The following is an 11,838-nucleotide window of genomic DNA, read 5'->3' as shown; positions in this document are numbered from 1 at the left end:
CCCCACTCCATGCTTGCCCCCCATTCCCCCCTCGTGATCTGGGCAGCGGTCGCCGTTGCCACCATCGGCCTGCTGTTCCGTCCCTTCCGCATCCCCGAGTATGTGTGGGCGCTGGGCGCTGCCGCCCTGTTGCCGCTGCTGGGCGCGGTATCGCTGCAGACCGCATGGGGCGCGGTAGCCGAAGGCCGCGACGTCTACCTGTTCCTGGTCGGCATGATGGTGCTGGCCGAACTGGCGCGGCGCGAAGGCCTGTTCGATTGGCTGGCGTTGTACGCGGTGCGGCATGCGGGCGGATCGGGGCGACGCCTGTTCGACCTGGTGTTCCTGGTCGGCACGCTGGTGACGGTGTTCCTGTCCAACGATGCAACGGCCGTGGTGCTGACACCGGCGGTCTACGCGGCCTGCAAGGCGGCGCGCGCCAATCCCCTGCCCTACCTGTTCGTCTGCGCCTTCATTGCCAATGCGGCCAGCTTCGTGCTGCCCATCTCCAACCCGGCCAACCTGGTGGTGTACGGCCAGCACATGCCGCCACTGCTGCAGTGGCTGGCGCAGTTCGCGCTGCCGTCGGCGGCGGCGATCGGTGCCACCTACCTGGTGCTGCGCTGGGTACACCGGCGCGAAATCGCGCAGCCGCTGGTCGCCGCACCGGAACATCGCCCGCTGACCGAGGGTGGCCGACTGAGTGCATTGGGCGTGCTGTTCACCGGCAGCGTACTGCTGGTGACGTCCGCGCTGAACGGACCGCTGGGCCTGGCCACGTTCTGCGCCGGCGCGCTGAGCGTGGCGGTCGTGGTGATACGCCAGCGCCATAGCCCGCTGCCGCTGCTGCGGCATGTCGCCTGGGGCGTGCTGCCGCTGGTGGCCGGTCTGTTCGTGCTGGTGGAGGCGGTGGCGCAGACCGGCGTCATCCAGACTGCGGCAAGCGCGCTGCAGGCCATGGCGCAGGCTTCTCCCCACCAGGCCAGCTGGCTGGCCGGTGGCGCCGCTGCACTGCTGAGCAACGTAGCCAACAATCTGCCGGTCGGCCTGGCCGCCGGTTCGCTGGGCCAGATGGCTGAACTGCCCGCACAGACCCGTGCCGCACTGCTGATCGGCGTGGACCTGGGCCCGAACCTGTCGGTGACCGGCTCACTGGCCACGATGCTGTGGCTGGTGGCGCTGCGCCGCGAGGGCGAGCATGTCAGCGCGCTCGACTTCCTGCGCGTCGGCGCGCTGGTGATGCCGCCTGCACTCATCGCTGCGTTGTTGCTGCTGTGACCAGAATGCAGGCGGCGGCCCGGCCCTAGAAGGCCAGCTGCAGACGGGTATTGAAGGTGGTGCCTTCATCCCTGCCCGCAGCACTGCCGCTGCGGTGGCGGGTCTGCCAACGCACGGCTTCGAACATCACCCGGCTGAAATCGTTGAGGTACCAGTTCGCGCCCAGTGTCCACGCGTGACCGGTACCACCACTGGGCAGTTCGGCATAGTCCACGTCCTCATAGCGGCCCTTCAGCTCCCAGGCACCGCTGCCGCCGCGCGTCACCGGATCGGCCACCTTCACCTTGCCCCACGTGCCGGCCTTGCCCGAGTAGGACGGCAGCGCGCCCGCCAGGAACCAGCCGGCCGAGATCGCCCACGCTTCGTGGTCGCGATCATAGCGCCCGCTGGCATCGGCCCCGCGCAGGCTTCGCGTACCCCACTCGCCGGTTGCCCACGCCGGGCCGAAGAAGCCGGCCAGTTCCGCGCCGTAGGCGGTGCTGCGCTCGGCGCCCACCAGCGTGCCCGGTGTGATCCTGACCAGATCGTTGAAATGCCCCGCGATGGCCGAACTGCGCACCACGCCGCTGGCCCCGGCGGGAATCTTCTCGTGGAAGGCCCATGCGCCCAGATGCACCGTGGCGTCGGCGGTGTCCAGCGGATTCCAGTGGACGCGGGTGGCCCAGGTCTGGCTGTCGTTGTCGGTGCCGGCGTTGTTGAGGTCGTTGCCGGCCACCGACAGGCTGGCATGCCAGCCCCTTCCATACACCCGCTCGGTGAGCCCGACACCAAACAGGCCGCGCTGCGGCAGCAGCAGCGTGCCGACCACGTTGCGTTCCTGGAACGGCGTGTTGGAGGTGCTGCTTGAGCCATCGATACCGCGATCGTTCAAGCGGTTGCCGATCGTGAGATCGGCCGGCAGGCCGAACAGCGTGTGGTCCAGCGTGGCGTAGACCGACTTCCACGCCACCGCGTTGTCGGCGAAGTCGCCCTCCACGACCCAGCCCAGGGTGCCGTAGCGCCCCTCGGCCCCCAGGCGCACCGAACGGATCTCGGTACCCGAAACGTTGCGGTCGGCGACCGCCGAACCGTCGGTGCTCGAGGCATCGACGAACAGGCGGCCACGGGGGCGGAACACCGTCGTGCCGTCGGCACTGCTGAACTCCGGTGCACCCTTGGCCCAGGAGACCTTCGGCAGCCTGGACTGGCTGGTTTCCAGTGCGGCCACCCGCGTTTCCAGCGCAGGCGCGGGCGGCGTTGACGGTGCCCTCGCTCTGCCCTGCCCGCCCTCGACGGCGCGGAGGCGTGCTTCCAGTTGCTGGATCTGCAGTGCCTGCTGCTGCACCAGGCGTGACAGCTCGGCCTGGCTCAGCGGCGCGGGCAGCGACGACGTGGACTGTGCGTCGGCATGGCCACTGGCCAACAGCAGGCCGAGCGCGACCGACAGCGCTGCCAGCGGCAGCACGTTGGAATGGTTCATGGGCTCTCTCCGGCCAGCCGGCCCCCTGGCCTGGCGCTGGCCCGTTGCGGTGGTGCGGGGGAAGATCGGGGAAGGAAGCGCGCGCCGCCGGATCGGCCCGGCGGCGCGGCAGGCGGGCTCAGCCCGTCCGGGTCAGCTGGTGGCCTGTGCCTGGGCGTTGGGACGCCAGGTGATCAGCTTGTTCTCGACCACGTCCAGCAGCGCGTCGATGACCAGCACGAAGGCGGCCAGGATGATGATGCCGGCGAACACGCCCACAGCGTTGAAGTTGCCTTCTGCCTGCGCGATCAGGTAGCCCAGGCCCGCCGAGGCGCCGAGGTATTCGCCGATGATCGCACCGACCACGGCAAAGCCGACCGAAGTACGCAGCGAAGACAGGATCCAGCTCGCCGCTGCGGGGAAGTAGACATGGCGCAGCAGGTCACTGCGGCTCGCCCCCAGGATGCGGGCATTGGCCAGCACCACCGGATTCACCTAGCGCACGCCCTGCATCGCATTGAAGAACGTGGTGAAGAACACCAGCGTGACCGCCAGCGCCACCTTCGACCACAGCCCCAGGCCCAGCCACAGCACGAAAATCGGCGCCAGCACCACGCGCGGAATCGCGTTGAAGCCCTTGATGAAGGGATCGAGGATGCGTGCCGAGCGGCGGCTCAGGCCGAGCCAGACGCCGCCGGCCACACCCAGGCCGGTGCCGATGATGTAGCCCAGCGCGGTTTCGGTCAGCGTGATGTAGACATGCTGATAGAACGACGTATCGGACAGCCAGGTCCAGGCCTGCTGCACGATGGCGGTTGGCGATGGGAAGAAGAACGGATCGATCACGCCCAGCGCGATGCCGCCTTCCCAGCCACCGAACACGGCGACCACCAGCGCGAGCTGGATGAACTTGTCAGTCTTGGCGTGCATAGCTCTTCTCCACTTCGCCGCGCAGGCAGGCCCAGATGTCGCGGTACAGGTCGGTGAAACGGTCATCCAGCTTGATTTCGGCCACGTTCCTCGGCCGTTCCAGATCCACATCGAAACTGCGCACCACGCGGCTGGCCGGGCCGGAGGACAGCACCACCACGCGGTCGCCCAGGGCGATCGCTTCTTCCAGATCGTGGGTGATCAGGATCACCGAGCGCCGGTCTTCCTGCCACAACCTCAGCAGCTCGTTCTGCATGAGGTGGCGGGTATGGATGTCCAGCGCCGAGAACGGCTCATCCATCAGGATCACCTTCGGCTCGACGATCAACGCCTGGGCCATCTGCACGCGCTTGCGCTGGCCACCGGACAGCTGGTGCGGGTAGCGATGCTCGAAGCCGGCCAGGCCGACCTTGGCCAGCCACGCGTTGGCCTTGGCCTTGCGTTCGGCCTCGGGCACACCACGGAAGCGCAGGCCGAGTTCAACATTCTGGTACGCGGTCTTCCACGGCAGCAGCGCGTCCTGCTGGAACAGGTAGCCGACCGACTCCTGCACGCCGCTGACGGCACGGCCATCGATGCTGACCTGGCCCGACGACGGCTTCAGCAGGCCCGCCACGGAATTGAGGATGGTGCTCTTGCCGCAGCCGGTGGGTCCGACGATGGCAAGGAACTCGCCGTCACCCACCTGGATGTCGACATCGCGTACGGCGGTGAATTCGCCGAAGGACATGGTCACCTTGTTGATGGCGACCATGGTCTGTGCAGGCTCCAGCTGCGGCGCGCCATTGAACTGGCGCACGGTGGCATTGAGGGCCATGGTTTACCTCCGCTTACGGTTGGGCAGCCGGCGCCGCAGCGTTGGCACGCTCGACGAAGGCATTGGTATAGGTCCGGGACAGATCGATATCGGCCTTGGCGACATCCGTGTTGAACTCACGCAGCACCTTCAGCGGTGTTTCCAGATCGGCAGGCGTGAAGTGACCGTCCCGGGTGAAGATCGCGCGCGCGTTCTCCACCGCGCGGGCATAGGTGGCGCGGTCACCGGAGACGTAGCTGTCCGGCAGCGCGGCCACGATGTCTTCAGCACTGTTGTCGGCGATGAACTTCAAGGCCATCTGCTCGGCGCGGGCGATCTTCTCGGCCGCTTCGGGACGCGTGTCCAGGAAGCTCTGGTTGGCGTACATCACCGAGGTCGGGTACAGGCCGCCATAGACCTGGCGGGCGCCGTCGTCGCTGCGCGCGTCGAGGATGATCCTGCCGACCTTGCGCTCGGTGATCAGGGTGGCGGCAGGATCATAGTTGACGAGCAGGTCGATCTTGCCCTGCTCGAGCGCGGCCACCGCTGCGGCGCCCGAGCCGACGCCGATCAACGAGATGCTGTCGGCCGGAATATCGTGCTGGGCGAGGAAGTGACGGACGAAGAAGTCGGACGAGGAGCCCGGCGCGGTGATCCCGACCTTCTGGCCCTTGATGGTCTCCGGGCGCGCCGGATCGAAGGTGGCATCCTCGCGGCCGGCCATCACCAGGCCGGAGTTGCGCGAGAGCAGTACGAAGGCCACCACGTCCTTGCCCTTGGCCTGCATCTGGATGGTGTGGTCGTAGAAGCCGACGGCCACGTCGGTGGAATTGGCCACCAGCGCCTGCAATACCTTGGAGCCGCCTTGGGCGAAGTTCTCGGTCTTCACCTGCAGGCCGACGTCCTTGAAGTACCCCTTGGCGTCGGCGATGAAGAACGGCAGGTTGTTGAGGTTGTAGGAGCCGACGCTGATGCGTACCGGGGCATTGTCGCCACCGCCGGCGGATGCGCCTTCGCTGCGCCCGCTGTTGCTGCATCCAGCCGCGGCCAGACCGGCCGCGCACAGCGCGGCCAAGAAGAACTGCTTGTACATCATCCCTCCCAGGAGTGAAGCATCTACGTTGTAATGGCGGGCATGCGCGTCTACGCAGGCCCGTCCGGGTTCAGATCATGCCGCTGACGTCCATTGGCGGGCTTGGGTGGCACTGGCCGTGGCGGGCGCGGGCGAAGTCGCGTACACGCGCCCCTCGAACAAGCGGCGTGCGGTGCGGACCACGCTGGCAATCACCGGCGAATCGCCCGAGCTGCGACTGAGGCCCACCTCCAGGGCCCCACTCGGATGTTCGAGGGTAATGCTGCCGGGAACGGACCGGCATCCGACCAAAGTGTGGGCCAGCGTGCCCGGCGTGACGGCGGCGGTGGCCAGGCCGACCGCACCGGTAATGGCCAGTGCGGTGTGGCATTGGTGCGGCATGAAATAGCGCACCTGTAGATCGCCGCCCTGTTGCGGCGCCGACAGCAGCACCGGCTTGGGAATGACCTTGTTGCCGGCGTCGGCGATGCCCATGCGGGCGCCCGCTTCGATGCGCAGCGCTTCCAGCCGGCGCATGAACGCCGCGTCCGCGTTCAGTTCGGCGGGCGAGGCATCACCGCGCACGCCCAGGTCTTCGGCACGCACCAGCATCATCGGCATGGCGCAGTCCACCAGGCTGGCCGGCACGCCATTGATGGTTTCCTGCGCATGCCCGCTGGGCAGCAGCTTGCCGGTGCGGGCGCCCGCCGCATCAAGGAAGGAGAGCCTGACCGGCGCGGCTGAGCCCGGCGCGCCGGCAATGCGCGTATCACCGCGGTAGGCCACAGTGCCGCCCGGCGTTTCCACCGTGGCGATGATCAGCTTGCCGGTGTTGACGTTGTGGATGCGCACCTCGGTCTGCGGATCCTGCGCCTGCACCAGCCCACGCTCGATGGCATACGGGCCCACGGCCGCCAGCATGTTGCCGCAGTTGGGCGAGGTATCCACCACCTGCTGCTCCACCCGGACCTGGGCGAACAGGTAGTCCACGTCGGCGTCCGCCCGGCTCGAGCGGTCGATGATCGCCACTTTGCTGGTCAGTGCGTTGCCACCGCCGATGCCGTCGATCTGCAACGGATGGCCCGAGCCCATCACTTCCAGCAGCAGGCGATCCCGTTCGGCGGTGTCCGCCGGCAGGTCGCTGGCCAGGAAGAACGGGCCCTTGGAGGTGCCGCCGCGCATGAGCACGCAGGGAATGCTGAGCAGATCGTTGGACATACGTGTGCTAGATTGATGCGTATAGGGGATGAATGACCCCTCTGTGATTCGATACTGGCATGACCCTAATTGATCTGTGAATTGCTGATTTTTGGATGATTGATACCCAATGAGCATCAATTGCGAAATCCTGGATCTACGCGCGTTCCTGCTGGTATCGGAGACACGCAGCTTCCATCGCGCCGCTGAAATCCTGCACGTCTCCCAGCCGGCGCTCAGCCGACGGATACAGAAGCTGGAGCAGGCCGTGGGTTCGCCGCTGCTGGAGCGCACCACGCGCAGCGTCAGTACCACCGCTGTCGGCGAGAACCTGCTGCCACTGGTGCGCCGCATGCTGGAGGAATTCGATGGCTCGCTGTTCTCGCTGCGCGGCCGCGAAGACACCCGCGGCGCCACCGTGACCATCGCGTGCCTGCCGACGGCGGCGTTCTACTTCCTGCCCAGCGTGATGGCGCGTTTCCACGAAGCACACCCGAACGTGCGCTTCCGCATTCTGGATATCCCGGCCACGGAGGGTCTGCAGGCAGTGGAACGTGGTGAAGTCGAGTTCGGCATCAACTTCATGGGCGCCAACGATCCGAATCTCGACTTCGACGTGCTGGCCGAGGACCCCTTCGTCCTCGCCTGCCGGCGCGATCATCCGCTGGCCCGCAAGCGCAAAGTGGAATGGGCTGATCTGGCCGAGCACCAGCTGATCACCGTGCATCGCACCAGCGGTAACCGCACGCTGCTGGACGGCGCGCTGGCGCGCGAGAACCTCAAGTTGAGCTGGCACTACGAGGTGACGCACCTGTCGACGTCACTGGGCATGGTCGAGGCCGGCATCGGCGTGTCGGTGCTACCGAAGATGGCCACGCCGGACGGGGATCACCCCACCCTGGTGACGCGCGCGATCGGCAACCCGGTGGTGTCGCGCACGATCGGCATCGTCCGCCGACGGGGTGCCCTGCTCTCGCCCACCGCAGAGCGATTCCTTCAGATGCTGATGAGCCAGTGGCGTGGGGAGGCGTGAGCAACCGCGCGGTTCACGCGCTTGTGCTGTCCTGACTCCAGGCGAATGTGCTGCTGCCACCCATCAATCGGGCCGTCTGCATCGACCATTCCTGCAGAAGCTGCCGCGCGCCTGATTCGCCACCTCGCCCGATTGCCTCCAGCATCCTGTCCAGTCTTCCGCGGATCGCGCTGGACACCGGCAGTGCGAGCAGATTCTTCAGTGCAGCGTCTGCGGCCGGGAAATCGCCCAGGCGAATGGTGGACAGGTACTTCACCCATTGGCAGTAATCGCCCTCGAAACCGGCCTCTTCAACCTACATCAGAAGGTCCGCAGCTGTTCTCACCCCTTCGAGCATTGCGAGGTGAGCCTCGTGCGTGCCGCGGAAAAAGTCCTTTGGATCTTCCGGGCAAGCGACCCTCTGGCCGAGAGACATATGCAGGTGTGGCAGGCCGTCATAGACCGGAAGTGCGAAGGTCCATACATAGATGGAGGACGGCGCTGGGTCCATGGCAAACCCGGAGATCACATCGCGCGTGTACGAAACAATCAGAAAGTTGCCAACCACCCGCAACCCAGCCTTCCTGGCGTTCCGTTTCATTGTCCACAGATCAATGGATCTCATGCGTGCCCCCGACGGTTGGCGACGGCATAGGACTTTCAATGTTCAACTGGATGCCCTGCACCATTCGCCTTCCGTCGCGCAGGACAACAAGGGCTCGATCCAGATCGCGCCTTGCAATGGAAATCGATCTCAGACCAAGCGATTGAGCGACCTCGCACTGCGAAAAGAAGATGTCATAGGTCTCCATCAACTCGGCATGAAACAGCTGATTGGGGGCGCTGTCGATCACCCTGGAGAGGTCCGTCATGAAATTCCATGCATCCACGACCTCGCCGGGGTCGACCTCCCGCCCTGAATCTACAGACGAGATCAGCGAGTCGAGGTCAATGACGGACTCTCCTTCCCAGTCCAGGACTCGGCCGCGCGCGGCAACCTGACCCTCCAGCCCTTCCTTGCTGCTATCGCAGACAGGCCTTCCATTGCTGGACATCACCCGATCATGGTCACCTGATACCCAGGCAAACCAGATGATCCGCATTCCCCCTGCAACGCCGACCGGATATATCGCTTCCACTATCGATTCCTGCTCAGATGGTTCCATCCATCCCGGGCTCTCACGGGAGGTGCAGCCGCTCCGATGGTAACGCCAAACTCGATTGCCGATGACCTGCGGAGCCTCCAGCGACCGGCACTACCAGGTCAATCAACCTGCGGTTTCCAGTCCCTTCCCCGCCGCATCCATCCGCAGCGAGGCCAGGTAGCGACAGTACTTGCCCACGAAGACGCCAGTGAACCCGCCGGTCAGCAGCAGGTAGGCGGCGCTGAAGCCGGCACTGGCGGTCAGCGTCGGCGACACCGCAAATGCGACCTCGAAGCCGTACTTCACCAGGAAGGTGACCAGCAGCAGCGGCAGCAGGCTGAAGTCCGCGCTGCGCCAGAGCTTGCCGGTGCTGCGGTCCAGCGTCAGCTTCAATCGACTCAACAGCAGCCAGGCAAGCGCGGCCCCCGTGGCGATGCCGGCCAGCCACTCGCTCCAGGCGATCAGCGACGCGCCGAAACGATGGCTGATCGACCACGCACCCCAGACGGCAAACAGGCCGGGCACGATCGCCAGCTTCTGCAGCGAGGTCTGGGCCGGCTTCATGGCGGCAATGCCACGGGTGACCAGGAAGGCCAGGAGCAGCCAGACCCAGATCGGCGTCTGCGAGGCGAGTTGCTGGAGCATGTTCATGAGCGGTCCCCCTGGTGAGTGGTGGCTGAGTGGTGGCGAGGTGTCCTCGCCTTGGCGCTCACTATTCGCTTCCGCCCGGGTTGCAGCCAGTGACAGCTGTCAGCCATCGCCGGTTACGCCGTGGCGAGCACGCCCCGGCCTGACCCGGCTGGGGCGGGCCAGGCCGGGCACATGCTGTTGACGGCCCTGCCCTATGCTGGGGGCCTCATTGGAGACCTGCCAGGTACGAACCATGACGAAGCTGCACACCCTGATACTGACCGGCGGCCTGCTTGTGCTGAGCCCGCTGGCCTCGGCAGAGACCGTGAATCTGACCAACAGTGCCGAGGGTGCCAACCGCGATGCCGGCATCACTGCGGTCAAGAAGAAGCTGCAGGACGCGTGTACCGAGCGCAAGGGCTCGCCCGACACCGCCTCGTTCGAGGTGGTCTTCGAGAAGACCAACCAGAACCCGAGCGTGCCCAAGCCCTACTACGTGGACGGAAAGATGAAGTGCGACCTGCCGGGCTGAGGCGATTCAACCATCGGTGCCGGAATGCGCCGCCGGTACTGCGCCACCCACTCCAGCGACGGCGCAATACCGCCGAACGGGAAGAAATGCGGGCTGACCTGGCCATGGGCGCGGGTCAGCCCCTTCACCAGGCAATCGACGAACACCTCCGGCCCTGCCGTGCCGAGCAGCCGGCCGATCGAGATGCCATACCGGGCCAGCATCGATGCACTGGCGCCCACGCCGCACATCGCGGCGTAGCGCAGCAGGCGAGAGACGCTGGCCGGGCCCGGCACGCCGACCAGCACCGGGACGCTGATGCCACGCGCGCGCAGTGCATCCAGCCAAGCCAGCACGGCATCGGCATCGAAGGCGAACTGGGTGACGATCAAGGGGGCCATGCCGCGCGCTTCGATGCTCTGGCATTTACGCTCAAGCGCCTGCCAGCGTTCGTCACTGCTCATTACCGGATGCCCTTCCGGGTGTCCGCCGATACCAACGACCTTGATCCCGGAGTGCTCCAGAAGACCGGTCTGGATGATCGAAGCACTGTCGGCAAACGGCCCAGCGGGCGTGGCCAGGTCGCCCGCGATCAGCAGGCAACGCGCGACCCCGGCGTCGCCGGCCGCACGCTCCAGGAAGCGCGCAAGCGATGCGGCTGACCGGATGCGGCGGGCAGAGAGATGCGGCATCGGCTCGAATCCGAGCGCGCGCACGGTGCGCACGGCGGCCAGGCGGGCGTCGTCATCCTCGCTGGCCAGCCAGGGAATGGAGATGACCGTACCGCGCGGGATCCGATCCGCCTCGGCGCGCAGCGCAGGCATGGCCTTCGCGCTGACTTCCAGTGAAAAAGCGTTGATGAAGGCTTCCGCGTGCGCTGAGGTACCGGCCGGCATCAGCGCGCCTCGCGTGCATTGCCGGCAAGCGGCGAGCTGTTGCGGGCCAGTTCGATGAAGGCCTGCAGGTAGTCGATACCGGTATCGGCCTCGCGCGCACCCAGGTAGATCTGCTTGGGGATGCCCTTGGCGCCCAGCCGTACGGGCACCACGTCCATGCGCGTGGCGTACTCCTCCACCAGCCAGCGCGGCATGGCAGCCACGCCGCGGCCGCTGGCCACCATCTGCATCATGATGTCGGTGGTTTCGATGGCCTTGTGGCGCCGCGGGGTGATGCCGGCCGGCAGCAGGAACTGGTTGTAGATGTCCAGGCGCTCGAACGGCACCGGGTAGCTGATCAGCACTTCCTGGCCGAGCTGGCGCGGCTTTACGTGGTCCACCTTGGCCAGGGCGTGGTTCCTGGCGACCACCAGCACCTGCTCGTAATCGAACACGGGGATGAACTTCAGGCCCGGCTTCAGCAGTGGATCGGGCGTGACCAGCAGGTCGATCTCGTAACCGAACAATGCGCCGATGCCACCGAACTGGAACTTCTGCTTGACGTCCACATCCACGTCCGGCCACGCCGCCAGGTAGGGAGAGACGATCTTCAGCAGCCACTGGTAGCACGGATGGCATTCCATGCCGATGCGCAGCGCGCCGCGCTCGCCCTGCGCGAACTGGCCCAACCGCTCCTCGGCCAGGTCCAGCTGCGGCAGTACCCGGTTGGCGACCGCCAGCAGGTACTGCCCGGCCTGGGTCAGGCGCAGGCTGCGGCCCTCGCGCAGCCAGACATCGGTGCCCAGCTGCTGCTCCAGCTTTTTCATGCTGTGGCTGAGCGCCGACTGGGTCAGGTTGAGCACGCCGGCGGCCGCGGTGAGCGAGCCCTGCTGTTCGACCTGCTGCACGATGCTGAGGTGGATCCGCTCCAACATGACGATGAATCTCATTCATGGATTGGTGAAGTAATACCAT

At 66.2% G+C, this 11,838-nt stretch carries 14 protein-coding genes; 3 read left to right on the top strand and 11 right to left on the bottom strand.

The window, feature by feature from the left end:
• Nucleotides 1-9: 9 nt before the first annotated feature.
• Entirely contained in the window at nucleotides 10-1,257 is a 1,248-nt protein-coding gene (locus AC5P8F_RS13555; protein ID WP_041863460.1) for an arsenic transporter, read from the top strand.
• A gap of 25 nt (nucleotides 1,258-1,282) precedes the next feature.
• On the opposite strand, the gene AC5P8F_RS13550 is transcribed toward AC5P8F_RS13555, so the two are convergent.
• The 6 genes from AC5P8F_RS13550 to AC5P8F_RS13525 all read right to left on the bottom strand — a co-directional run bounded on the left by AC5P8F_RS13550 (nucleotide 1,283) and on the right by AC5P8F_RS13525 (nucleotide 6,711).
• A complete protein-coding gene (locus tag AC5P8F_RS13550; RefSeq protein WP_495228349.1) occupies nucleotides 1,283-2,716 on the bottom strand; it encodes an OprO/OprP family phosphate-selective porin in 1,434 nt (477 codons plus the stop codon).
• Between the two features lie 132 nt (nucleotides 2,717-2,848).
• The gene (locus tag AC5P8F_RS13545; protein WP_495228347.1) at nucleotides 2,849-3,190 is read right to left on the bottom strand and encodes an ABC transporter permease; all 342 of its coding nucleotides are present in this window, start codon (nucleotides 3,188-3,190) and stop codon (nucleotides 2,849-2,851) included.
• Complete coding sequence (locus AC5P8F_RS13540) at nucleotides 3,191-3,625, bottom strand: ABC transporter permease (protein WP_495228346.1); 435 nt, start codon at nucleotides 3,623-3,625, stop codon at nucleotides 3,191-3,193.
• Nucleotides 3,609-4,442, bottom strand: coding sequence for an ABC transporter ATP-binding protein (locus AC5P8F_RS13535; RefSeq protein ID WP_014647218.1), 834 nt, complete (start codon nucleotides 4,440-4,442; stop codon nucleotides 3,609-3,611). The genes AC5P8F_RS13540 and AC5P8F_RS13535 overlap by 17 nt, the downstream gene beginning before the upstream one ends.
• Nucleotides 4,443-4,455: 13 nt before the next feature.
• Nucleotides 4,456-5,514 carry an ABC transporter substrate-binding protein gene (locus tag AC5P8F_RS13530; RefSeq protein ID WP_041864185.1) on the bottom strand — a complete coding sequence of 353 codons (1,059 nt, stop codon included), beginning with the start codon at nucleotides 5,512-5,514 and terminating at the stop codon, nucleotides 4,456-4,458.
• 75 nt (nucleotides 5,515-5,589) lie between these two features.
• Nucleotides 5,590-6,711 carry a 4-oxalomesaconate tautomerase gene (locus tag AC5P8F_RS13525; protein WP_014647220.1) on the bottom strand — a complete coding sequence of 374 codons (1,122 nt, stop codon included), beginning with the start codon at nucleotides 6,709-6,711 and terminating at the stop codon, nucleotides 5,590-5,592.
• A gap of 109 nt (nucleotides 6,712-6,820) precedes the next feature.
• Between AC5P8F_RS13525 and AC5P8F_RS13520 the strand changes: the two genes are divergently transcribed.
• Nucleotides 6,821-7,723 (top strand): LysR family transcriptional regulator, encoded by a 903-nt coding sequence (locus AC5P8F_RS13520; RefSeq protein ID WP_010485668.1) that lies wholly within the window; start codon nucleotides 6,821-6,823, stop codon nucleotides 7,721-7,723.
• Between the two features lie 13 nt (nucleotides 7,724-7,736).
• Here the strand turns inward: AC5P8F_RS13520 and AC5P8F_RS13515 are convergent, their stop codons facing one another.
• The 3 genes from AC5P8F_RS13515 to AC5P8F_RS13505 form a co-directional block, all read right to left on the bottom strand.
• Nucleotides 7,737-7,979, bottom strand: coding sequence for a hypothetical protein (locus AC5P8F_RS13515; RefSeq protein ID WP_495228344.1), 243 nt, complete (start codon nucleotides 7,977-7,979; stop codon nucleotides 7,737-7,739).
• Nucleotides 7,980-8,313: 334 nt separating this feature from the next.
• Nucleotides 8,314-8,841, bottom strand: coding sequence for a hypothetical protein (locus AC5P8F_RS13510; protein WP_197621698.1), 528 nt, complete (start codon nucleotides 8,839-8,841; stop codon nucleotides 8,314-8,316).
• Nucleotides 8,842-8,970: 129 nt separating this feature from the next.
• Nucleotides 8,971-9,498 (bottom strand): DUF6622 family protein, encoded by a 528-nt coding sequence (locus AC5P8F_RS13505; RefSeq protein ID WP_075076936.1) that lies wholly within the window; start codon nucleotides 9,496-9,498, stop codon nucleotides 8,971-8,973.
• Between the two features lie 232 nt (nucleotides 9,499-9,730).
• On the opposite strand from AC5P8F_RS13505, the gene AC5P8F_RS13500 reads away from it, so the two are divergent.
• Nucleotides 9,731-10,009 (top strand): hypothetical protein, encoded by a 279-nt coding sequence (locus tag AC5P8F_RS13500; RefSeq protein WP_495228341.1) that lies wholly within the window; start codon nucleotides 9,731-9,733, stop codon nucleotides 10,007-10,009.
• Here AC5P8F_RS13500 and AC5P8F_RS13495 read toward each other — a convergent pair.
• Together AC5P8F_RS13495 and AC5P8F_RS13490 are read right to left on the bottom strand one after the other, a co-directional pair.
• Entirely contained in the window at nucleotides 9,970-10,884 is a 915-nt protein-coding gene (locus AC5P8F_RS13495) for a methylenetetrahydrofolate reductase (RefSeq protein WP_495228339.1), read from the bottom strand. The genes AC5P8F_RS13500 and AC5P8F_RS13495 overlap by 40 nt on opposite strands.
• Nucleotides 10,884-11,798 carry a LysR family transcriptional regulator gene (locus AC5P8F_RS13490; protein ID WP_495228337.1) on the bottom strand — a complete coding sequence of 305 codons (915 nt, stop codon included), beginning with the start codon at nucleotides 11,796-11,798 and terminating at the stop codon, nucleotides 10,884-10,886. The genes AC5P8F_RS13495 and AC5P8F_RS13490 overlap by 1 nt, the downstream gene beginning before the upstream one ends.
• Between the last annotated feature and the right edge of the window lie 40 nt (nucleotides 11,799-11,838).

This window comes from Stenotrophomonas sp. YJH_SMC_69, assembly GCF_059370495.1.
The sequence above is the reverse complement of the archived record's forward strand: the minus strand, read 5'-3'. Positions and strand labels throughout refer to the sequence as shown.